The 22,223-nt window shown below is 73.1% G+C and carries 19 protein-coding genes; 7 read left to right on the forward strand and 12 right to left on the reverse strand.

Annotated elements, in window-relative coordinates:
- Positions 1 to 112: 112 nt before the first annotated feature.
- Positions 113 to 1,657 (reverse strand): helix-turn-helix domain-containing protein, encoded by a 1,545-nt coding sequence (locus tag ACH4C6_RS09525; protein ID WP_398107978.1) that lies wholly within the window; start codon positions 1,655 to 1,657, stop codon positions 113 to 115.
- 280 nt (positions 1,658 to 1,937) lie between these two features.
- Between ACH4C6_RS09525 and ACH4C6_RS09530 the strand changes: the two genes are divergently transcribed.
- Complete coding sequence (locus ACH4C6_RS09530) at positions 1,938 to 2,135, forward strand: hypothetical protein (RefSeq protein WP_398107979.1); 198 nt, start codon at positions 1,938 to 1,940, stop codon at positions 2,133 to 2,135.
- A gap of 164 nt (positions 2,136 to 2,299) precedes the next feature.
- Here the strand turns inward: ACH4C6_RS09530 and ACH4C6_RS09535 are convergent, their stop codons facing one another.
- Complete coding sequence (locus ACH4C6_RS09535) at positions 2,300 to 5,836, reverse strand: AfsR/SARP family transcriptional regulator (protein WP_398107980.1); 3,537 nt, start codon at positions 5,834 to 5,836, stop codon at positions 2,300 to 2,302.
- A gap of 332 nt (positions 5,837 to 6,168) precedes the next feature.
- Between ACH4C6_RS09535 and ACH4C6_RS09540 the strand changes: the two genes are divergently transcribed.
- Together ACH4C6_RS09540 and ACH4C6_RS09545 are read left to right on the forward strand one after the other, a co-directional pair.
- Complete coding sequence (locus ACH4C6_RS09540) at positions 6,169 to 6,501, forward strand: nuclear transport factor 2 family protein (RefSeq protein ID WP_398107981.1); 333 nt, start codon at positions 6,169 to 6,171, stop codon at positions 6,499 to 6,501.
- Positions 6,502 to 6,796: 295 nt separating this feature from the next.
- Entirely contained in the window at positions 6,797 to 7,366 is a 570-nt protein-coding gene (locus ACH4C6_RS09545; protein ID WP_398107982.1) for a hypothetical protein, read from the forward strand.
- A gap of 65 nt (positions 7,367 to 7,431) precedes the next feature.
- Here the strand turns inward: ACH4C6_RS09545 and ACH4C6_RS09550 are convergent, their stop codons facing one another.
- Together ACH4C6_RS09550 and ACH4C6_RS09555 are read right to left on the reverse strand one after the other, a co-directional pair.
- Positions 7,432 to 8,160, reverse strand: coding sequence for a GNAT family N-acetyltransferase (locus ACH4C6_RS09550; RefSeq protein ID WP_398107983.1), 729 nt, complete (start codon positions 8,158 to 8,160; stop codon positions 7,432 to 7,434).
- Between the two features lie 206 nt (positions 8,161 to 8,366).
- The gene (locus ACH4C6_RS09555; protein WP_398107984.1) at positions 8,367 to 8,831 is read right to left on the reverse strand and encodes a GNAT family N-acetyltransferase; all 465 of its coding nucleotides are present in this window, start codon (positions 8,829 to 8,831) and stop codon (positions 8,367 to 8,369) included.
- 184 nt (positions 8,832 to 9,015) lie between these two features.
- On the opposite strand from ACH4C6_RS09555, the gene ACH4C6_RS09560 reads away from it, so the two are divergent.
- Positions 9,016 to 9,501, forward strand: a complete 486-nt coding sequence (locus ACH4C6_RS09560; protein ID WP_398107985.1) for a hypothetical protein — start codon at positions 9,016 to 9,018, stop codon at positions 9,499 to 9,501.
- A 28-nt stretch (positions 9,502 to 9,529) separates the two neighbouring features.
- On the opposite strand, the gene ACH4C6_RS09565 is transcribed toward ACH4C6_RS09560, so the two are convergent.
- A complete protein-coding gene (locus ACH4C6_RS09565; RefSeq protein WP_398107986.1) occupies positions 9,530 to 9,868 on the reverse strand; it encodes a hypothetical protein in 339 nt (112 codons plus the stop codon).
- A 121-nt stretch (positions 9,869 to 9,989) separates the two neighbouring features.
- On the opposite strand from ACH4C6_RS09565, the gene ACH4C6_RS09570 reads away from it, so the two are divergent.
- Positions 9,990 to 10,724, forward strand: coding sequence for an SOS response-associated peptidase (locus tag ACH4C6_RS09570; protein WP_398107987.1), 735 nt, complete (start codon positions 9,990 to 9,992; stop codon positions 10,722 to 10,724).
- A gap of 124 nt (positions 10,725 to 10,848) precedes the next feature.
- Here the strand turns inward: ACH4C6_RS09570 and ACH4C6_RS09575 are convergent, their stop codons facing one another.
- The 3 genes from ACH4C6_RS09575 to ACH4C6_RS09585 form a co-directional block, all read right to left on the reverse strand.
- Positions 10,849 to 13,125 (reverse strand): catalase, encoded by a 2,277-nt coding sequence (locus ACH4C6_RS09575; protein WP_398107988.1) that lies wholly within the window; start codon positions 13,123 to 13,125, stop codon positions 10,849 to 10,851.
- A 157-nt stretch (positions 13,126 to 13,282) separates the two neighbouring features.
- Complete coding sequence (locus ACH4C6_RS09580) at positions 13,283 to 13,669, reverse strand: SRPBCC family protein (protein WP_398107989.1); 387 nt, start codon at positions 13,667 to 13,669, stop codon at positions 13,283 to 13,285.
- Between the two features lie 43 nt (positions 13,670 to 13,712).
- Complete coding sequence (locus ACH4C6_RS09585; RefSeq protein ID WP_398107990.1) at positions 13,713 to 13,976, reverse strand: HU family DNA-binding protein; 264 nt, start codon at positions 13,974 to 13,976, stop codon at positions 13,713 to 13,715.
- Positions 13,977 to 14,128: 152 nt separating this feature from the next.
- Here ACH4C6_RS09585 and ACH4C6_RS09590 point away from each other — a divergent pair, with 152 nt between their 5' ends.
- Positions 14,129 to 15,052, forward strand: coding sequence for an NADP-dependent oxidoreductase (locus ACH4C6_RS09590; RefSeq protein WP_398107991.1), 924 nt, complete (start codon positions 14,129 to 14,131; stop codon positions 15,050 to 15,052).
- A 25-nt stretch (positions 15,053 to 15,077) separates the two neighbouring features.
- Here the strand turns inward: ACH4C6_RS09590 and ACH4C6_RS09595 are convergent, their stop codons facing one another.
- From ACH4C6_RS09595 to ACH4C6_RS09605, 3 genes are all read right to left on the reverse strand, one after another.
- The gene (locus tag ACH4C6_RS09595) at positions 15,078 to 16,559 is read right to left on the reverse strand and encodes a protein kinase (protein WP_398107992.1); all 1,482 of its coding nucleotides are present in this window, start codon (positions 16,557 to 16,559) and stop codon (positions 15,078 to 15,080) included.
- 141 nt (positions 16,560 to 16,700) lie between these two features.
- Positions 16,701 to 17,117 carry an STAS domain-containing protein gene (locus tag ACH4C6_RS09600; protein ID WP_398107993.1) on the reverse strand — a complete coding sequence of 139 codons (417 nt, stop codon included), beginning with the start codon at positions 17,115 to 17,117 and terminating at the stop codon, positions 16,701 to 16,703.
- Positions 17,118 to 17,187: 70 nt separating this feature from the next.
- Positions 17,188 to 19,590 (reverse strand): SpoIIE family protein phosphatase, encoded by a 2,403-nt coding sequence (locus ACH4C6_RS09605; protein WP_398107994.1) that lies wholly within the window; start codon positions 19,588 to 19,590, stop codon positions 17,188 to 17,190.
- A gap of 163 nt (positions 19,591 to 19,753) precedes the next feature.
- Here ACH4C6_RS09605 and ACH4C6_RS09610 point away from each other — a divergent pair, with 163 nt between their 5' ends.
- Complete coding sequence (locus ACH4C6_RS09610; RefSeq protein ID WP_398107995.1) at positions 19,754 to 20,104, forward strand: STAS domain-containing protein; 351 nt, start codon at positions 19,754 to 19,756, stop codon at positions 20,102 to 20,104.
- A 63-nt stretch (positions 20,105 to 20,167) separates the two neighbouring features.
- On the opposite strand, the gene ACH4C6_RS09615 is transcribed toward ACH4C6_RS09610, so the two are convergent.
- Positions 20,168 to 21,928, reverse strand: coding sequence for a serine/threonine-protein kinase (locus tag ACH4C6_RS09615; protein WP_398107996.1), 1,761 nt, complete (start codon positions 21,926 to 21,928; stop codon positions 20,168 to 20,170).
- Positions 21,929 to 22,223: the final 295 nt, after the last annotated feature.

Consider the following 22,223-nt stretch of genomic DNA (forward strand, 5'->3'; position numbering starts at 1 on the left):
TCGTGGGGCTGCTGGAGAGGGGTGACTGCCCGGACCGTCGTGGCGGCCGGATGCCATACAAGCCGTGGCGGGCGCCCGGGAGCGGCAGTTGGCCCGGCAGTACGGGAGCAGGTCAGTGGGCGGCGGCAGTTGCCGCGGCAGGCTGTGCGAGGACGGCTCGGACCAGGCCCAGGACGTGGAAGCGGGAGGCGCCGTCCCGGTACGCCGCGCTCACCGTGCCACTGAGCAGCAGTTCGCGCAGGAACCGGCCGCACTCGGCGGGACTCAGACCGGTGAGCCTGGTGAGGTCGCTCAGCTCATGACCCCGGCCCGGGACGCCGCCGTCGGTGGCCGTCGGCGTGCACAGGGCGTCCAGCAGGGCGCGGGGCCCGGCCTGCAACCGCTCCAGACGGTCGCACAGTCGGGTACGGAAGTCGCCCGCACCGCCCGTCGGGTCGAGGTGGTCGAGCAGTGCGGCGGGGTCCGCGGCCAGGCAGCCGCGCAGGGTCGCCAGGTCGTACACCACCAGCCAGGACGCGGCCGCGAGGAGTGCCCCGGGATGGCCGTCCAGCAGACGGCAGACGGCGGTGGCCCGTTCCACGTCCGCGGGTCCGGCCGCGCGGTCGGGCCGGGCCCGGCGCACGTGGTCGAGGAAGAGCCGGACGGCCGGGGAGCCGCTCGCCCCGGCGCCGTCGCCCGGAACGTCCAGCGGGGACAGCAGGAAGATGCGCTCACCGGGCACGCCCCACGGCGCGTCGGACGTCACGAGCAGCCGCAGCCCCGGGCAACCGCGCAGGAGCGCGGTCAGCCGGTCGGCTCCGGGGGGTGAGGCCGGAGCGCCGTCCAGCACGAGCAACACCGGTGCCTCACCGACCAGTTCGGCCAGTGCGGCGACGGCCGGCGTCCCGTCGCCGGGGGCGTGGGGTGCGAACAGCTCGGCCGCCAGGGCCGCGAGGGTGGCGGTGAGAGTGGTGTCCCCGGGCGCCAGGTACTCGCCGCGGTGGCCGGGGAAGGCGTGCCAGAGCACGGGCAGGCCCGCACCGTGCAGTCGTTCGGCCACCGCCAGGGCCAGCCGGGTCTTGCCGACGCCGGTCAGCCCGACGACGTTGACCAGCCGTTCCGTCCCCGACTCCGCCAACTCCGATGCCAGTATCTGTGTTTCGCCTTCGCGTGCCACCATCGCGTGCGGGGCGGTCGGCGGCGCCGTCGGCTCCTGCGGGCCCGGTCCGATGCCCCGGCCCCGCTGGGCCGCCTCCTCCAGGGCGGCCCGGGCACGCGGACCGAGCCGCAGCGCGTCCGCCACCAGCTGGACGGTTCCGGAGCGGGGCCGTCTCGCCTTGCCCTGCTCCAGGTCCCGGATGGCCCGGACGCTGATCGTGGACAGATCGGCGAGTTCCCGCTGCGTGAGCCCGATGCGCAGGCGGTGCGCGCGGATCAGCGCACCTATCTGTGTGGTCCCCGAGGCAGGCGCAGCCGGAGTGACGGCGGCAGCCGCGGGGCCGGAGGCGGCCCCGGGGAACGTGAAGTCTCCGGCTGGACCGGCGGGTGTGGAGAGGGCGGAGGACGCGGAGGGGGCGACGGAGGCGAGGTGCGGCCGGCCGAAAGTCCCGACCTGGCGGGCGGGCACGGTGGCGGCGGGGCCGGCGGTTCGGGCGGCGCGGGTGGCGAGGGGGTCCATGGTGACGCTCCCGGTGAGGACGGTGGTCGATGACGGGACGGGACGGCGCGGCCCGGTTCCCGTTCTCCATCGTCCGCAGGGCACTATCCCGCCGACATCGTGCGGCGGGCGTCCCTCCGCCGCCCCGCTATCACCGGCTGTCCCCGCCACACAGCCGGGCGTGATAGCGCGGCGATAAGGGCGGGGGCGGTGCCGGGTTTCCGGTCGTTCCTAGCGTGGTGCCCACGAAGAAGGAAGCGCCCCGGGAAGCCGGGGACGCCCTACCGGAAGGACACCGATCATGACTGTCGCTCCTGCTCTCCGCGCCGCCCTCGTCACCGTCGCCGTCGCCGGAGCCACGCTGCTCGGCGCGCAGATCGCACAGGCCGACGGCCCGGCCGTCACCACCTCCGGAACGGCCGGCACGACCGGCGTGACCACGCCGCAGGCCACCACCCCGTCGCCCACCGCGTCCGGTGACACCAACCCGTGGGACTGACCGCGTCGGCCCGGCCCCGGAAACCGGTGCTGCGCCTGATCACCGCAGCCCCGCAGTCAGTACAGGCAGTACAGCCATCGCAGCAACCGCAGGCACCGCAGGGACCCCGTCACGGTGGCTCGGACGCCGCCACCTCCGTAGCCGCGATCACAGCGGCCCGGTGATCACCCAATCGCCGAGAAGCTCTCTCCCGAGGGTCCCGCCGCGCGAGCGGACCCCGTCGCGTCGAGCAGTCGCTCCGCCTCCGCCAGCTCCGCGGTCATCCGCCGCTCACGGAACGCGGCCGTCGCCTTCCTCAACTGGTCGCGCGACCACTCCCGGTCCGCCGCCGCGTCGCTGCCCGTGAGCAGCCGCGCCAAGTCCAGCCGGATCAGCGCCGCCCCGCCGTGGTCCATGATCTGCTCGCGCACCGTCAGCGCCTGGGTGTAGAAACCCCGCGCCGCCTCACCACGCCCCAACTCCGCGTTGGCGTGGCCGAGATCGCGCAGCAGGTGTCCCTCCCCGATGACGTCGCCGTGGTCCCGGCACAGCTCCAGCACCTCGGTGTAGGTGCGCACCGCGTCCTCGTGGCGGCCCTGCCCCTGCTGCAACTGTCCGGCGCGGCGCAGGGTGCGCGCCTCCCCGCCCGTGTAGCCCACGGACCGGTAGATGCCGAGGGCCTCGTCGAGGCGGGCCTGGGCCCCCGCGATCTGGCCGCGCCGCATCCAGATGTGGGCGCTCTGGGTGAGCACGATGGCCCGGCCCACGACGTCACCGGCCTGGTCGAAGTCCCTCAGGGCCCGGTCGTACAGGGTCAGGGCCCGGTCGTCGTCCCCGCGCATCCGCGCCAGCAGGGCGAGGTCGCGGTGGCACAGGGCGAGGCCCTGGCGATCGCCGAGCACCTGGAAGAGGTCCAGTGCGGAGGTCAGTGCGCCTTGCGACTCCTCGTGCTGACTGCGGCCGAGGTGCAGGACCCCCAGGGAACTCAGCAGCGCGGCGGTGCCGCGGGTGTTGCCGGCCGCGCGGGCGCAGTCCAGCGCCAATTGGTGCGTCCGCTGCCAGTCGTCGAAGTACCCCTTGCCCTCGAACAAGGTGGCCAGCGTGGCGGCCAGATCCCAGCACAGCTCGTCCATCCCGGCGGCCGCCGCCTGCTCGACGGCCTGGACCAGGCCGGCGTGTTCGCTGTCCAGCCACTCCAGCGGGTTGACGAGCAGGTCGTCGACACAGTTCTCCGGCGGCACCCAGCGGGTCGCCGTGCCGTGCAGGACGGTGAAGTCACCGCCGTAGATGCGGCGGTGGGCCTGCTCGGCCAGGGAGAGCCAGCCGCCCATCATCCGCTCCAGGGCCGCCGCCTGCACGGCGGGTTCGTCGTGCAGGTCGAGTTGCTCCCGCGCGAAGACCCGGATGATCTCGTGGAAGCGGTAGCGGAACCCGCCGGTCGACTCGACTCCCACCACGTCCAGCATCTGCACGTCGACGAGGGGTTCGAGCAGGTCCGAGGGGTAGGGGCGGTGGTCGTCCAGGAGGGCACCGGCCAGCCAGCCCGGCAGTGTCGCGGCCTGCGCGAGGCTCAGCAGCCGCATCAGTCGGCGGTCCTCGGGTGCGAGGCCGTCGTGGGTGAGGGAGAGGCTGGCCCGCATGGTCATCTCGCCGTGCGTCAGCTCGTCGAGCCGGTGCCGTTCGTTCGCCAGCCGCTGCACCATCGAGGCCAGGCTCCAGTGCGGGCGGGCCGCCAGCCGGGCCGCCACGATCCGCAGGGCGAGCGGCAGTCCACCGACGGTACGGATGAGCATCTCGGCCGCGGGCTTCTCCCGGCCGACCCGGTCCGCGCCGATGACCCGGGCGAGCAGTTCCAGCGCTCGCTCGGTGTCCATCACGTCCAGTTCGACGCGTTCGGCCCCGGGCAGGCCGGTGAGCCGCAGGCGGCTGGTCACCAGGACCGCGCAGTGGCTGCTGCCCGGCAGCAACGGCCGCACCTGGCTCTCGGACACGGCGTCGTCGAGCACGACCAGCACCCGGCGCGAGGCCAGCAACGTGCGGTACATCTCCGCGCGTTCGTCCTGCGACTCGGGGATGACCGGCCCCGGAATGCCCAGCGCCCGCAGGAACCGCCCGAGGACCTCGTTGGCCGCGGCGGGCGCACCCGTGGTACCGCGCAGGTCGCAGTACAACTGCCCGTCCGGGTAGGCGTGCTGGGCGAGCAGGTGGGCGACGTGCGTGGCCAAGGTGGACTTGCCGGTGCCCGGCTTGCCGACGATGACGGCCAGCCCGACGGAGCGGCGCAGGCCGTCACCGAGGAGGGTGGCCTGGAGTGCGGTGACCTGCCGCTCGTCGCCGACGAAGTCGGAGGTGTCGGCGGGAAGTTGCCGCGGGATCTCGTCGCCGGGGGGTGCGGGGAAGGAGGGGGCGGGACGCCCTGTCGACCCGTCGAAGGCGTTGGCCGCGGCGGCCGTACGGGGAAGGCCGGGCGGGGTGATGAGCTCGGGTGCCGCGGCTCCCCCGGCCCCCGGGGCTCCGGCTCGCTGTACCGCGGACGAGATCGTGCCGGACGACACCCCGGAGGCGGCCGGGGTGATGCCGTCGCCTGCCGCCCGTTGCCCGGGCATGGCGGGGAGGACCGGGCCGCACTCCGCCGGTACGGGAGCGCCGGTGAGGGCGCCACCCGCCGTGGCGGAGACAAGTGGGCCGGCACCGCCCGGCGCGGGGGCGGTGCCGGCCGGGTCGGCGCCGGCCCCCGCTCTCGCCGCGGTCCGGTCGGAAGGCAACGCCGCACCCGTGTTCGTGCTCGTGCTCGTGCTCGTGCTCGTGCTCGTGGCCGGGCTGCCTCCGGTCGGCTCTCCGCGCGACGTCCCGTCGGCGGCCGGAGCGTTGTCGGCGTACGCCGTACGGCCGCGGTGCGGGTCCTGGTCGGCACGGGCGGCGGGACCGGCGGGCGCCGGCGGAACCTCGCCCGCCAGGATGGCCGCCTCCAGACCGCGCAACTCGCTGCCCGGCTCCAGCCCCAGTTCCTCGACGAGGAGTTCGCGCCCGGCGCGGTAGGCCTCCAGCGCCTCGGCCTGCCGCCCGGACCGGTACAGGGCGAGCATGAGCTGACCGCGCAGCCGCTCGCGCAGCGGGTGGACGTGCACCAGCGTGCGTATCTCGGCGACCAGATGGTGGTGGCGGCCGAGATCGAGCTCCAGGTCGATACGGGTCTCGGCGGCGGTCATCCGCTCTTCGTCCAACTGGAGCGCCTTGCTGCGCAGGGTGTCGCTCGGCACGCCGTTGAGGCAGTGGCCCTGCCACAACTCGTCGGCGGCGCGCAGCAGATCGGCGGCGGTGTGCGGATCGCCCTGCCGTGCCGCGGTGCGCGCGTCGGCGACCTGCCGGGCGAAGAGCAGCGCGTCGACCGACTCGCCCCCGGTCCTGAGGACGTAACCGGGCGGCCGGGTGGTGATGGCCGCGGCGATCTCCGCCTTGGTGAGGAGCTTGCGCAGGCGGGACACGCAGATCTGCACCTGGGTGCGGGCGGTGTCCGGCGGCTCGTCGTCCCAGATGAGGTCGACGAGGTAGTCGGTGCTGACGACGCGGTCCGCCTCCAGCAGCAGGGCCGCGAGGATGATCTCCTGCCGTCCGGGCGGGACCCGCACGGGCCCGCCCGCGCCGACGACCGTCAACGGGCCGAGGATGCAGAAGGCCACCGGTTCGGGGGCGCTCGGAGCCCCGCCGGGCGAAACGGTCATGAGTCTCCCAGCAGGAGCCGCACCTGGACAGATGGTGGAGCGGGCACAGTCTTGCTGAAACGTTCAGGCGTTGTCCATGGTGTGGAGATTTCATGACGATGAACCGTCGTTGGCCGGATTTGATCGCCCGCCCCACCCGGACGTCGAGCGAGTCGCCGCAGGCCGCAGCGGCGCCGAACCGGAATCCGGTTCACACCGACGCGGCCCTTCCGGGGCGCGATCGGCCGTGATAGGGGTGCGATAGCAGCGGGATGCGGGTGTCCCCGAGGCTGAGGGCACGGCACCGCCCCTCACCGACCTCACGCGGAGCAGCCGAAGGAAAGGACCCCGCCATGAGCATCCCGCCGCCCCGCCGCCCCGGCACCAGCCGGGTCATCACCGACTCCGGGGTCGACCACGTCCGCCTCGCGTACGACTACCTCGACGCCGGGGACGTCGACGGCTACGGCTCGCTCCTGGACGCCGGCACCCTGGGGGCAGAACTGGAGCGGCCGCGGCCTCCGGGCGCCCGGCACCTGATCACCCGCATCGTGGCCGACGGCAACTGCGTGGTGGCGATGGGCCGGCTCGCACCCCAGCAGAGGGAGTTCGTGGACGTCTTCACCTTGTCGGCGCAGGGCATGCTGCGCACGTGTCACCGCTACTACGCGGCGACGGACAGATAAGACGTGTGCACGACCGTGCGCCCTGCGGCCCCCCGCGTCGATCTCCACCCGACGCGGTCGAGGAAGCGCAGCACCCGCCCGGTGACCTGCCCGGCAGCCTGCCCGGTGACCTGCTCGTCGTAGGCGCACCAGGGGCTCTGACCGGCCCTCGCACGGCGTGCCCCGCGGGGTGTCCGACGCAGGCACCCGACTGGCCCGCCGGTGCTGGCGGGGCACCCCCGGCCGGGCGAAGGTGGGCGGGTGGCCGCGGTCTGCCCGGCCACCCCCTGTGACCGCCGGAACGAGGAGCCCTGTCATGTCGGAACGCAACACCGTCATCCGCAGCCTGCACGATCTCGGCCTGGCGGCCTGGTTCGGAGGCTCGTTGATGGGGGCGGTCGGCCTCAACGGAGCGGCCCGGGACGAAGGCGGCACCGAGGCGGCCCGCGACCGGATCTCCTCGGCCGGGTGGGCGAAGTGGACGCCGGTCAACGCCGCCGCGATCGGAGCCCACCTGTTCGGCGGCGGCGGACTGCTCGCCGCCAATGCGAGCCGGGTCGCCACCCAGCAGGGTGTGACCGCCTCGACGACGGCCAAGACGGTGGTCACCGCCGCGGCCCTGGCCGCGACCGCCTACGCCCGGGTCATGGGGAAGAAGGTCGAGCTGGCGTCCTCCTCCGACCCCGGCGACATCGAGAAGGCCGGGAAGCACCCGATCGACCTCGACAAGGCGCGTCGGCACCTGGCCTGCGCGCAGTGGGCCGTCCCGGCCCTGACCGGGTGCCTGGTGGTGCTGAACGCCCTGCACGGCGAGCAGCAGCGTCCGGCCGCGCTGATTCCCGGCATGTGGGAGCGGGCGCGCACCGCCGCACACCTCGCGTGGTAGAAGCGGCCCGGGTCCCGGAGGCCCGCCGTAGCCCGCTGACTTCTGTCCCTCAGGCCCTCAGGCCCTCAGAGCCGGTCCGTGACGCCGGTCTGCTTCACCAGGACGGCACGGGTGTAGAGCAGGTGGAACCCCTGCCGCTGCACATTCTGCTGTGACTTCGAGCCGGGCTGGGTCGTGACGACGGCGAGGTCGCAGCCCGCTGCGGCGGCATCCGCGAGCCGGGCCGCCAGCAGCGCGGTCTGGACACCCCTGCGCCGGTGGGAGGGGGCGGTGGCCGCACCCGTCAACTGGGCGATCCCATGGGTCATACGGACGCTTGCCCCGCCCACCACGGTGCCTTCGCACACCGCGCTGTACCGCCTCACCCCGGCCGCGCTCACGAGGTCACGCACGGCTGCGGCGATCACCTCGCGCGGGAACTCCTCGTGCGAGGCGACTCCTTGTGTGTCCGGGTGCGCGAAACCGTCCGCGATGACGTCGAGCCACTGCTCGAACTCCTCGTCGCCACTGGTCCTGACGGTGATTCCCTCGGGTTCGAACCGAGGGTGCTCACTGGACAGGGAGAGCCCGAGGACGTTCTCGAAGGACGTGAGCCGGTAGCCGCGTTCCGTCAGCCGGGCGGCGATGTGCGGATCGCCCAGGTGCGCCAACTCGACCTGTACGGAGGCCCCTCGCTCGGCGAAGGCACGCTCGATCTCGTCGAGCAGACCGTCGTCCGGTGTGCCGCCGAACCCCAGCCCGGCGACCTTGTTGAGCGGCGAATCGTCCTCGGCGAAGGACGCCACGCCTCCCATGACCGGCTTCAGGAACCCCGATCCCCCTCCCCGACGGCGATGTGCGGCCGCGCTTCCGCTCGAGATGAGTTCCACTTCGGCCCGCTCGATGCGCGCAGCGAGGTCGACGTCACAAAAGAGGGGCTGTCCTGTCATATCCACCGCGGCAGAGTACCTGCGCCACGGACAGGGGCCCATCGGTTTTTCCGGCGTCCGCGTCGGATCTCTCAGCCGCCGGGACGCCACACGTACCGGACGTCCGGCTCCCGTTCCTCGTTGCCGCGTCCGTCGGTCCGTTCGGTGGCGACGAAGCCGTGCCGCTCGTAGAAGCGGCGTGCCGAGGCGTTGACCTGGAACGTCCACAGCGCGAGCCCGGACGGACGGAGCTGCTTGGCGAGGTGCACGAGGTGGCCTCCGATGCCCCGGCCCTGCCACGCCGGATCGAGGTACAACTGCTCCAGCTCCTCGCCGTCCAGCACCATCATGCCGACCACCGTGCCCGCCACGGTCGCCACCCAGGTGTGCCCGCCGGGTATCAGCACGTCCCGGATCCACACCCGGACCTGGTCATCCGTATGCGCCCGGTGCACACTCGGGAGCGCCGACGCGTAGGAACGCAGCCATACCTCGGCCACCGCGGCGGCGTCGGGGCCGACGGCACGGCGGACGACGAGGGCGTTGTCGATCTCCACAACGGTGCATGCTCCCAGACCTTCGCTGCCGACGCAGCGGAGTTTCTGTTGCCTCCCGGTCACCGCGACTGCTCAACTGCCCTATCGTCATGGCCAGTTGTCGCCGTTGACCGCCTTGTACCCGCATGCGATCTTCGGACCGCCCCCGCGGTCGCGGGTGGTCACCCGACGGGAGGCGGACACAGTGGAGACCAGCAGGAGAAGCATCGGGCACCGGCATGCCGCGGCCGCGGTGGCGTTACTGGCCTCGGGTCTCGTGACGGCCGTCGCCGGACCGGCCGTGGCAGCGCCTCCCGCCCCACCGGCACACGCGCCGGTGGCCGTGGCACCCGGCACGCTGGGCGACCCCACCCCCGAGGAGCAGGAGAAGCTGCGGGCCGTGGCCGGTGCGATCTGGAGCCCGGAGCTCGCGGCCGGCTGGAACATGAACGCCGAGGTGGCGGACATCCTGTCCACCGCCACCGGCGAGATCCTCCGGTGCAGCGAGGCGTTCGCCCTCGTCCCGCGCCCGCCCGGCTTCGTCCCCGGGCTCGGCTACCTGGTCGGCTACTGGCAGAACCTGCGCGATTACTTCCGAGCGGTGTACGCCAACCGCACGTACCGGGCCTGCGTGGTCACCGCCGCCGCCTCCTACCGCTCCCCCATCGAGATCGCCTCCATGGGCATCTGAGGACGGGGACGTCGGGGGCGCCGGCCGCTCAGTCCTGCGCCCCGTCGTCGCGTGTCCCGTCGTCCAGGCGCGCCAGGCCCTGTTCCCAGCGTCGTCGGCGCTCGTCCGGGCTCTGGTCCCACCAGGGGGTGCCCCGTTCACCCAGCGCGGTCTTCGCCTGGTGGACGCGTGCGCGCGCGGTCCGCTCGGCGTGCGCGTCGGCGGCACTCGTGGCCGAGCGCACCGCGCGGCGGGCCGCCATGAGGTGACGGCGAAGCCGTGCGGCGATCTCCTCGGGGACGGCCGGGTCGGTGGCCCGCCATTTCCGGCCCTTGATGAGGACGAAGTGCCCGTCCGGGGTGCGCTCCGGTGACTGGTCTGGTTCCACGCGGACGATTGTGCCCGCCGAACGGGCGGATGTGCGGTCGGTCGTCGCCCGACCCTTGCCGGCGGCCGCCACTGCGGCGGTATCCGCACCCCGGGCGGCGGCGTCGTGGCACAGTGGCGGTATGTGTGGCCGCTATTCCTCCACCCGTGCACCCGAAGACCTGACCAAGCTGTTCGGCGTCACCGACTGGCGTCCCGAGGAGACCTTGGCGCCGAGCTGGAACGTCGCGCCGACCGACCGGGTCCACGCGGTGCTCGAGCGTGCCTCGCGGGACGGGACGGAGGAGGTCCGGCGGGAGCTGCGGGCACTCAAGTGGGGTCTCGTCCCGTCCTGGGCGAAGGACCCGAAGGTGGGAGCCCGGATGATCAACGCCCGGGTCGAGAGCGTGCACGAGAAGCCGGCCTACCGGCGCGCCTTCGCCAAGCGGCGCTGCCTGCTGCCCGCCGACGGCTTCTTCGAGTGGGAGCAGGTGAAGGACGAGGCGACGGGCAGGACGCGCAAGCAGCCGTACTTCATCCACCCCGCCGACGGACAGGTGATGGCCATGGCGGGCCTGTACGAATACTGGCGCAATCCCGAGGTCAAGGACGACGACGATCCGCACGCCTGGCTTCTGACCTGCACGATCATCACCACCGAGGCCACCGATGCGGCCGGCCGGGTGCATCCCCGCATGCCTCTCGCCCTCGACCCGGAGCACTATGACGCCTGGCTCGACCCCGGCCACCAGGACACCGAGGACCTCCGCGCCCTGCTCACGCAGCCCGCGGACGGGAACCTGCGGGCGCGGCCGGTCTCCACGGCGGTGAACAACGTCCGCAACAACGGTGCGCACCTGCTGGACGCGGTCGGCTGACCATCCCCACGGCGGCGCTGCGAGCCGAGGGATGTGCGGGTCGGACCGACCCGGATCGCATCGGCTCGCAGCGTCCGCGCGGGAGGCCTCGCCGCGTGTCGTCGAAGGCGGCGAGGCCCAGGTGTCAGACCGACGTGACGAAGCGCTCCCACACACGGTGCGAGGCCATCAGTTCCCGCAGCTGCTCCAGCACCGACGTGCCGTCGCTGCCCAGCACCACGCCCGGCCCGTCCGTCGGGATGCCGACCGCGGTCAGCGCCGCGTCGCCCCCCGCCCAGGCGCCGATCGCCTTGCCGTGGCGGAACGCCTCAGCCAGCAGCAGGCCGACCCGCGGGTCGACGGCCCCGGGCGTACCGGCGGGCAGTGCCTTGGCGTCGCGGGCACCGTGGGCGTCGCCGCCCGGCGCGGGCGAGCCGGCCACGAGCAGCGCGTCGAACTCGATCGACCGGGCGGTCGCGAACGTCCGCTGCACCGTGACCGCGTCGTCGCCGGTGCCCAGCTTGCCGCCCGTGGGGGCGACGACCAGCGGCACCATTCCGGCGCCGAGCACCGCCTCGCGCACCGCTCGTACGCCGTCCAGGTCACCGTCCGGAGCCGCGATGATGCCGATGAGCCGGCCGTCGGTGGGCCAGGTCTGCCCCACCTGGGAGAGAGCGGGGCTCGGCTCGACGTCGGCCGGCGGCTCGGTAGCCTCCGGCGCGGGCAGGCCGAGGCCCTCGGCGACCCGGGCGCACAGGTCGGAGTCGATGCGGGCCAGCACGTGCAGCGCCCGTTCCTTGACGGCCTGCTCGTAGCACTTGCCCAGCTCGAAGGTGTAGGCGCCGATGATGTGTTCCCGCTCGACCTCGCTCATGCTCAGCCAGAAGCGGCGCGGCTGGCTGAAGTGGTCGGAGAACGACTCCGGAGCCTCCCGGACCTTCGTGGCCTCGGGCACCCGCACCGGTGTCTCGATGTACGCCCCCGTGTCCGCCCCCGCCAGGAACGGGCAGCCGCCGTCCAGGGAGTTGGGCCGGTAGGGAGCCACGCCCCGGTGCACCGCGTCCTGGTGGTAGCCGTCCCGCAGCATGTCGTTGACGGGCGAGTGCGGCCGGTTGATGGGGATCTGCGCGAAGTTCGGACCGGCCAGCCGGGTGATCTGGGTGTCCAGGTAGGAGAACAGCCGTCCGGCGAGCAGCGGGTCGTCGGTGACGTCGATGCCGGGCACCAGGTGACCGACGTGGAAGGCCACCTGCTCGGTCTCGGCGAAGTAGTTCGACGGGTTGCGGTTGAGGGTCAGCAGCCCGATCGGCTGGACGGGGGCGAGTTCCTCGGGCACGAGGTTGGTCGCGTCCAGGAGGTCGATGCCCTCGAAGGTCTGGTCCGGGGTGTCGGGGAAGGTCTGGATGCCCAATTCCCACTCCGGATAGGCACCGGCCTCGATGGCGTCGGCGAGGTCCCGGCGGTGGAAGTCGGGGTCGACGCCGCCCGCGATCTGGGCCTCCTCCCACACGAGGGAGTGCACACCGAGCTTCGGCTTCCAGTGGAACTTCACCAGCGTCGTGGACCCGTCGGCCGCCACGAGGCGGAAGGTGTGGACCCCGAAGCCCTCCATCATCCGGTACGAGCGCGGGATGCCCCGGTCGGACATGTTCCACAGCGTGTGGTGTGTGGCCTCGGTGTGCAGGGTGACGAAGTCCCAGAAGGTGTCGTGTGCGCTCTGCGCCTGCGGGATCTCGCGGTCCGGGTGCGGTTTGCCCGCGTGGATGATGTCCGGGAACTTGATGGCGTCCTGCACGAAGAAGACCGGGATGTTGTTCCCGACCAGGTCGAAGACGCCTTCCTCGGTGTAGAACTTGGTGGCGAAGCCGCGCGTGTCCCGCACCGTGTCGGCGGAACCGCGTGACCCGAGGACGGTGGAGAAGCGCACGAACACCGGCGTCTCCGCCCCCGGGGCGAGGAAAGCCGCCTTCGTCACGGCGGACGCGGTCCCGTAGCTCTTGAAGACGCCGTGTGCTGCCGCACCGCGGGCGTGCACGACACGCTCCGGGATGCGTTCGTGGTCGAAGTGCATGACCTTCTCGCGCAGGTGGTGGTCCTGCAGCAGCACCGGCCCGCGCGGGCCGGCCTTGAGCGAGTGGTCGGTGTCGTAGAGACGCGTGCCCTGTGCGTCCGTCAGATAGGCGCCCGACTGGGCCATGCGGGCCTGGGCCGCACCGGTCGCCTGACCGGTGGGTGACATCGTGTCGGGTCCGCTCTGGTCGTGCTTGGGCGGCAGCGGCTCGCGCGGCTCCGTCGGTTCCGCGACGGTCGGGGACTCCGGGGCCGGCTTGCCGGGGACCCCCTCCTCCGGTCCCGCGCCGAGACCCTGAAGGGCTTCGGTGACCTTGTCCGTCGCCCGCTTGATGGGGTTGGGCTGGCTCATCGCTACGGTTCCTCTGCTTTCTACCGGCCGCGACCGGTGCGGCCACGGGGGGATGGGGCCCTGTGATCCCGGCGCCGGGTACCCGGATGCGCCGAACGAACCCCTGCTCGCGTGTGCGGCAGCCGTCCGGGTCATGGCGGTCCGGGCGGTATGGGCGTCAGGGCCGGACGAGCCGGTGCAGGGCGAGTCGCGCCAGGGGGGCGTAGGCCAGCAGGGCGAGGCGTGGGCCGTCCATGGCGAGGGTCGTGGTGCTGCCGCGGGGATGCGCCCGGACGTCGTGCCGCAGTCGGAGCACGACCGGCCCGAGGCGCACGCGCCAGGACCAGCGCCGGCCTTCCCGGTCGACCGTCTCGATCCCGAACACGGCGCGGAGACCCGCCACCGACTCGACGGTGCCGCTCGAACCGGCGGTGAGCCGGCGCTCGGGGCAGTGCACCGCTTTGATCTGGGGTGACCAGGCGGGCCATCGGTCGAGACACGCGTAACGCTCCCAGACCACCTCGGGAGAGGCCCGTCCGGTGGCGTGGAGCGTCAGGCGCCCCATGGCCGTGGTGCTCGCCCTCGCGCCCACGCGTCCTGTGCGCTGGTCACCGGGTCCGGCCCTGCAGGTACTCGGTGAGGGCGGTGCCCGGCCGGAACGTGGCCACGCCGTCGTCCACCCGGAAGCTGCCGAAGCTCCCCAGGGTGACGGTCTCCTGCGCCTTGAGCGTCTCGGCGATGGCACCCGCCTGCTCGACCGTACCGAACAGCAGATCGAGGACCCGACTGATGTCGTCCGTGTCGAGCCGCCCGACGCCCGGGGCGTCTCCGGCACGTCGAGCGATCATCTGGCTGAGCTGCGACTTGTCCACGTTCACTTTCCCGTCGCGTTCCGAGGGCGGTGCTCCGACGCCTCCACGATCGCGGCAGGCCGAGGCGGCCGCATCTCCGGATCACGGAACCACATGCAGGCGCATTATTTGCTATCACCGGCAAACCGCGCACGCATGTATGCTCTCGTCCTATGAAGGCCATCACACTCACGCAGTACGGCGACGAACTCGCACTGACGGAGCAGCCCCGGCCCAGGGTCGCGCCCGGTGAGGTTCTCATCCGGGTGAGGGCCGCCGGGGTGAACCCGGTGGACTGGAAGCTCGCCGAGGGCGCCCTGGACTCGCTGATCGAGACCCGTTTTCCCCTGATCCCGGGCTGGGACGTGGCCGGCGTCGTGGAACAGGTCGGCTTCGATGTGAGCGAGTTCGCCGAAGGGGACGAGGTCTTCGGCTACATCCGCAAGGACACCGCACAACTCGGCGCCTACGCCGAGGAGGTCTCGGCCCACGTCCGCATGCTCGCCCGGAAGCCGGCCTCGCTCTCCTGGGAGGAGGCGGCCGGGATGCCGCTGGCGGGGCTGACGGCCCTGCAGTCCCTGGACCGCGTCGGAGTGCGCGACGGCTGGACCGTCCTGGTGCACGCGGCGGCGGGTGGGGTGGGGGTGCTCGGCGCACAGTTGGCCGTGGCCCGCGGAGCACGGGTCATCGGGACGGCCGGGGAGCACAACCACGCGTTCCTGCGCGGTCTGGGCGTGGAGCCGGTGACGCACGGGGAGGGCCTGGCCGAGCGGGTGGCGGCCCTGGCGCCCGAGGGCGTCGACGCGGCCCTGGACTTCGTCGGCGGGGACGCCGTCGAGGTGTCCCTCGGCCTGCTCGCCGATCCGGGCCGTCTGGCGTCGATCGTCGACCCCGCCGTCACCGCCCGCGGGGGCCACTACGTCTGGGTACGCCCCGATTCCGCGCAACTGGCCGAGCTCGGCCGACTGGCCGGTGAGGGCCGCCTGACCGTCCCGGTCGCCCGGGTCCTCCCGCTCGCGGACGCCGCCGAGGCGTGGCGGCTCAGCCGCGAAGGGCGCACCCGGGGGAAGTTGGTGCTCTCCGTCGGCACCGGCTGATCCCCACCCCGCGCCCCCTCACACTTCACCTGGCACGGGCCGGCTTCTTGCCCTTCTGGTGCTGTCGGGCGTGGGCCGGCGGCCCTTGCCGTGACTTGGCCTTTCCCTCGGTGGCCTTCTCGACCCCTGGCTCGGTGGCCTTCTCGGCCCCGACCCGCTGAGGAGTGCCGGACGTCGGGGCGGGCCGGTCGGCCGGTCGCGAGCCGGACGAGGACACGTGGGCGACGCGCGTCGCGGCGGAGTCACGCGCCGGGGGGCTCGGGGCGGAAGGACCGGCCGAGGGCGGGGTCGCCGACGCCGAGGGTGTGTCCGCCCGGTGCGCCGCGGAGTCCGGAGTCCGTGACGGGTCGTCCCGGTCCGTGGCCGACGGGGCCGTTTCGCCCGCGGCGTCGTGGTGCGAGAAACCGTCCGTGACCACCAGGCCGGCGGCGACCACGGCGGCAAGTGCCGCCGCGGCACCGCCGGTTCGCAACCGGGCGCGCCTGGAGACGGGCCGCAGACCCGTCTCGGCCGAAGCAGGGGCAGCCGCGGCAGGGACAGCCGTGGCAGGGGCAGCCGTGGCGGGACCCGCCACCGCCAGGGGCAGGCTCCGGTGCGTGCTGTCCGCCCGATCGGCGACCGTGGGCGGCACGACGCTCAGCGCGCGCTGCGGAGCGGATCCGGCAGGGCTCGATGTGCCCGTTCCGGCGAGACGGGTCAGTGCCTGGGCGCAGTCGCCCGCGGTGGGCCGGTCGTGCTCCTCCAGACTCGTCATGCGCCGCAGGAGGTCCGCGAAGCCGTCGGGCAGGAAGTCCGGCACGGCGGGCGGGCGGTGCAGGCGCGCGATGGCAGCTTCGAGGGGGCCGCCGTCGTACTCGAGCCGGGCGGTGAGGCATTCGAGGAGGACCAGGCCGAGGGCGTAGATGTCGGCGGGCTGTGCGACGCGCCGGCCCAGGACCTGTTCGGGCGCGAGATAGGCCGCCGTTCCGGTCAGGGTGCCGGTGGCGGTGCGGGTGGTCGCGTCCAGCAGCCGGGAGATGCCGAAGTCCGTCAGGTGGGGGCGGCCCGAGGAGTCCAGCAGGATGTTGGACGGCTTGACGTCCCGGTGGACGATGCCCGCCTCGTGGGCGTGGGCCAGGGCGTCGGCCAGGGCCGCGCCGAGTCCGGCCAGGGCCTCGCAGGGCAACGGACCCTGGGCGATGCGCGATTTCAGGGTGGGTCCGTCGATCAGCTGCATGACGAGGAAGGCCTCCCCGTCGTGGTGTCCGGCGTCGAAGGCGGTGACCAGCCCCGGATGCTGCAACCGGGCCAGGATCACGGCCTCGCTGCGCAGGGCGTCCTCCGAGTCGAAGCCCGTACCGGCGCGGAAGATCTTCACGGCGACCGGCCTGCGCAGCCGCAGGTCGAACCCGCGGTGCACGTCCGCCGCGCCGCCTGATCCGATCGGCGCGTCCAGACGGTAGCGGCCCGCCAGGATCCGGGCACATCCCCGCACCGTCCGTGCGCCCCGCATCTCGCGCAACCCCACTTCGTTCTCCCCACCGCGCCCACGCGCAACCGCTCGGACACCCGTCGTCGACGAGCCACCGAACGCAGGTACCCAGCCCTCGGCGGCTTGCACACGGTGTCCCGCCGCCCTGCCCCGGCGGTGGAGTCCCCCGTGGGTGCGTCAGGCCGACAGGGCCTCGTCGACCGTGGCGTACAGCGGCAGCACGGTCGTCAGACGCGTGAGCTCCAGAATGCGCAGGACCTCCGGCTGCAACCCGGTCAGCCCGAATCCGTGCCCCGCCTCGATGCGGCCGCGGTGGAGGGCGACGAAGGCACCGAGCGCGCTGGAGTCGCAGAAGTCGACCTGATCCAGGTCGAGGAGCAGCAGGGGAACCTCCTGCATCTCCTTGGTGGTCAGGTGCCCGAGCAACTGGGGCGTGGTGTGGTAGTCGAGGGGGCCGGTCACGGCGACGACCGCGTGCCGGGGGCCGCGACGGGAGACGAGGGTCAGGGAGGGCCCGGTCGGGAGCAGGCTGCCGGTGTCGGCCTCTGCCGGGCTGATGGGCTCGTGCGCCTCGGGTTCCTGGGACGGGGTCATCGCGGGCGTCTTTCCGGTGGAGTGGGCGGGCAGGACGGAGGGCTGTCCGTGGAGCGGGCCGGGGCGGGTGTCACGCGGTGGCGACCTCCACCCACACGACTTTGCCGCCGTCGATCGGGCGGGTGCCCCATCGTGTCGCGAGCGCGTCCACCAGGAATATGCCCCGGTGCCCGAACTCCCCCGGGTTCGACACGATCAACTGCGGCTCCTCGGTGCTGCTGTCCGTCACTTCGAGGACGACGCGTCCGCCGCTGCGCCGCAGCTCGACCCGCATCGCGGTCCTGGCGTGGCGTACGGCGTTGGCCACCAGTTCGTCGGCGATGAGCATCAGGTCGTTCGCGAGGTGGGGAAGGCCCCAGGCGCGCATGGTCCGGGCTGCCAGGTCGCGGGCCTCGGGGACCGCGCCGGAGACCGGTGGATAGTCCCGTACGACCGACACGACGTGGTGGGCCGGATCCTCCGGCCGGTAGAGGTACAGCATGGCGATGTCGTCGTCGTGCTGTCCGTCGGCCAGTGCCTCCAGCCAGGAGTCGCAGTCGGCCTCGACCTCGCCCACCGGACCCGCCAGCAGTTCGCCGAGCTGCCGCAGGCCGTCGTCGATGGAGCGCCCGCGGCGTTCGACCAGGCCGTCGGTGTACAGCAGGAGCCGCGCACCGGACTCCAGGCGGGCTTCCGCCTGCGCGTACTGCCGCCGTCCCACTCCCAGGGGCGGTCCCACCTGCTCGTCGAGGAACCGTACGCCGCCGTGCGGATCGCGCAGGGCCGGCGGCAGATGGCCGGCCACGGCCGCACGCAGCAGGGCGCGGTCCCGGTCCAGCAGGGCGTAGACGCAGGTGACGATGGAGCCGGGCGCGATGTCGTCGACGAGGATGCTCAGTTGCTCCAGGACCTCGGAGGGGGTGAGGCCGAGTTGGGCGTAGGCGCGGCAGGCCGTGCGGATCTGCCCCATCACGGCTGCCGCTGTGACCCCCTTGCCCATGACATCGCCGACCACCAGGGCCACGTCGCCGTCGCGCAGCGGTATGAGGTCCACCCAGTCTCCCCCGGCGCCGCGGCTGCGCGCCGCGGGGAGGTAGCGCGAGGTGGTGACGATGCCGTCCACCCGGGGCAGGCGCGGCAGCAGGTGGCGCTGGAGCGCCATCGCCGCTTCCCGCTCCTGGCGGTAGCTCTGCGCGTTCTGCAGGGCCACGGCGGCCTGCGAGGCGACGCCCGTGACCAGGCGCTCGTGGCGCTGGGTGAATACTCCGGGCTCGGCGTGCCCGAAGAAGAAGCCGCCGAGCACCGTCCCGCGGGAGACCACGGGAACGGCGAGGTAGCTGCGGACCGGCAGGTGCCCTTCGGGCATGCCGTGGTGCGGCGCGTTGTGCCCGTAGCGGGGGTCTGCGGTGATGTCGTCCGACCGCACGACCCCCAGACCGCGGAACGTCGGCTCGAACACCTGGGTGTTCCGCGGCATGGGGAACTTGTCGAACTCCGACCGGTCCACACCGGAGATGACGTAGAGCAGGTACGACTCCCCGGTCTCGCCGAGGACGTTGTAGAAGAACGCGCCGAACTCCGCCCCGGACAGGCGGGTCGCGGTGTCGACCGCGCGCTGGACCAGTGCGTCGAGGTCCAGTTCCGCGGCGAGGGTGCCGCCGATCTCCTGCAAGAGTTCCACGATGGCGGCTTCCTCGCGCAGTTCGCTCTCGCGCTGCTGGAGCTCTCGCTGGGAGCGCCGCAACCGGGCCTCGGTGGAGCGCAGTTCGGCCACGGCACCCTGCAGGTGCGCGGCCCGCCTCGCCACCGTGCCGTCCAGGCTGTCCGCCAGGGCGGCCGCGGCCTGTGCCTGCAGCGCGGGCGGCGCGCCTCCGGCCGACAGCAACGCCAGGCGCGCGCCGCAGGCCAGGGGGCGGAACAGGTCCGCGGTCGCACCGGGCAGCTCGACGGGGCAGGCCAGCGTCACGACGAACCACTCCTGCCCGGTCAGGGGGCCCCCGAAGAGCAGGGCCGACGCGGGATCGCGGTGGTCGCCCCCTTCCGGCTGCGGTGCGTCGCCGGTGCGGTCCACCTGCAGGACGGCGACACCCGCTTCGAGCAGAGGTGTGTCGTCCGTGTGTTCCGTCCCAGCCCCGGTCCGCTCGAGCAGCCGGTACGCCAGAGCGGCACTGCCGGTGGCTTGCCCCGGCGGGGAGGGGTCCGTGTCCGGCAGGCCGGCGGTCCGCGGGCGGAACTCCCGCAACGCGTCGCGGCTCGGGCGGGAAGCGAGATGCACACTGACGTCCGGGCGCCGCGCGCCCCGGTCGGTGCTCAGCCGGCCGTGGAGGAAGTCGGCGAGGGACTGTGCCGCCGCGTCGAGCGTCGGCGCCGACCGGACGGCTTCCCGCAGTCGCACACCGCACGCGGCCATGTCGGTGAGATCGAAGGCCGAGAGGTCGTGTGCGGTGAGGTCGCCGACCGGGTGATGTCCGTGGGCCGAGTGCGGTGCAGCCATGGTCAGACAGTAGAGCACGCCGGCGCCCCTCCGGTCCGCCACCCGGAGTGCGGGCGACCTGTCCGGTGACCTGGCCGGCGCGGCACTCTGCGCCCGTCGGTGTCATGGCGATCACACCGGGACTTACTGGATCTTCGTTTGGCTCCGGTGTGAGGATGAGCCAATGTCTGTGCCCTTCGAGTCGACGAAAGTACACGTCACCCGCCTCGATCAGGTGGTGTGTGTCGCTTTGCGCGGTGAGCTGGACTTCGAGGACGCGGAGGACGTCCAGGCCGCCTGGGCGGCGGCCGACCGCGCCGGGCTGCCCACCACCGTCGTGGATCTCTCGCAGGTGGTTTTCGCCGACAGCATGCTGCTGAACGCGCTCCTGGACGCCCGGCGCCGCCACGACGCCACGGGCCGCGCCTTCGTCCTGCTCGGCCCGCTCAACGCCTCGGTCAGCCGCCTGCTGGACGTCACCGGCACCCTCGGACACTTCACCGTGCAGGACACCCTGCCGGGAGAATCCGCGTAAGTCGCAGCAAAGGCATGTGAATCACCTCGACTCCCCGGCGATCGGCGGCACGCGCCCCCCGGTTCAGTCCTGCGCGGGCAGGACCTGCGTCACCTTACCCTTCAGATCGGCGTTCAGGTGGCCGCTCACATGTTCGTCGGCGAAATAGACCGCCAGTCCGAGGGGTGTGTCGAAGGTGTCGTCGGCGGGGCGGACCATGAGGTAGCGCGAGGTCGGATCCTCCACGTTCAGGTCCCTCTCCGCCCGCTTCAGCAAGGAGGGCAGGACGTCCCAGTCGAACTCGTCGAGGTCGAACGGGCGGTCGCCCACGATGATCGCGCCGCTGATGATGCCCTTCTCGACACCTCGACCCGGGCGGTAGGTGTACGAGTCGTACTTGGTGGCGCTTCCCTTCACCATGATCTCCGCCGACACGTATCCCGGATAGACGATGAAGCGGCACGCGCGGTCCGTGCCGGTCGCGGCCTCGATCTCCTTCACCGCCGTCCGGATGCCGTCCGGGGTGAGCAGATCGGTGTCGGCGTCCGCCTGCGAGGCCGGGGCCGACCGGGACGCCCTCGGCGCTTCGGGAGTGGGATCCTTCGTGCCGGTCGACGTCGACGAGGAGCCGGGGCGATCGGCTGCCTCCCCGTCGCCCTTCCCACCGCCGTCCGGTACCAGCGTCCACACGAGGACTCCCGCGAGCACGGTGCCGACGACGGACGAGGCGATGATGATGCGGCTCCTCGCCCGGCCGCCCGGTCGCGTCGTCGACCGCGTGGGGCCCGTCGGATAGGGCGTCGGCGGAGCGACGGGCCCGGGCACGGCGTCGTACGGGCCCGTCGGCCGGAAGCCGGTCGGCGGGCCGAAACCCGTCGGGGGCCCGAACCCGGAAGGGGTGGGCGCCGGGTCCGGCGCCGGCGCCAGCCGGTACGAGGTCGCCGGGCCGCCTCCGCCGGGCGGAGCCTGGCGGTCCCCGCCGGGGGCACCGGGCGCGGGGCCGGAGCCGCCGGCCGCCTCCGCCAGCATCCGGTCCGCCGTCTCGGCGTCCGCCCGGCCGGCCGGGTCCTTGACGAGCACGGCGTTCAGGAAGCCGGTGAGCACCCCGGCCCGGCGAGCAGGCGGGAGCTCCTCGCTGAGGAGGGCGGCGAGCGTCGCGAGGGTGGTGCCCCTGCGCAGCGGGTGATGGCCCTCGACGGCGACGTACAGCATCATCGCCAGTGACCACAGGTCGGAGCCCGGGCCGCCCTCGCCGCCGGAAATGCGCTCGGGGGCCATGTAGTCGGGCGTGCCGATGATGGACCCGGTCGCGGTCAGCACGGTCGACTCCCTGATGGCGGCGATGCCGAAGTCGGTGAGCACGGGGCGCTCGTCGGGCCTCATCAGCACGTTGGCGGGCTTCACGTCCCGGTGCTGGATGCCGACGGCGTGCGCGGCCCGCAGCGCGGCCAGCACCTCGCGGCCGATCCGGGCGGCCTCGACGGGCGCCAGCGGACCCTTGTCCAGCCGGTCCTGCAGCGACCCGCCGGTCACCAACTCCATGACGAGCCACGGGTAGGTGTGCTCGCCGCCGTCCACGACGTGGTGGATGGTGACCACGTTGGGGTGGTCGACCCGGGCCAGGGCCCGTGCCTCGCGCAGCACCCGCGCCCGCAGCATCGCCGCGGCGGCCGGATCGTACTCGGCGAGACCCGGATCGGACGGCCGTACCTCCTTGAGCGCGACCGCTCGGTCCAGGATGAGATCGCGGGCCCGCCACACCAGGCCCATGCCACCGCCGCCGAGTCGCGCCTCCAGCTCGAAGCGCCCGTCGATGACCCGTCTGCCGGATTCCCCCTCGTTCATGGCCGGGAGCCTACGGGATGCCGGTGACACGACTTCTCACGGATGCCTCTCACGCGCGGCACGGTCACGGTGCCGCCCTCGGGCAGGCGAGCCCCGGCCGCACGGACGGCCGTGGCCGCCCTCCGTGGCGGGGCCGCGTCACCCGCCCGCACGCACACCGGACCCGTCCGGGCCGGTGATCCGCGTCCTCCCGGACCGGACCCCGGCGGGTCACTCGCGCTGACGGCCCACGTCCGGCTGCCCGTCCACTCCCCGCCCGCACCGCGCACAAATACCTCATCCGGCCGAACATCAA

This window comes from Streptomyces sp. NPDC017943, from assembly GCF_044328425.1.
In the GTDB taxonomy this organism is placed as follows: Bacteria; Actinomycetota; Actinomycetes; order Streptomycetales; family Streptomycetaceae; genus Streptomyces; species Streptomyces djakartensis_A.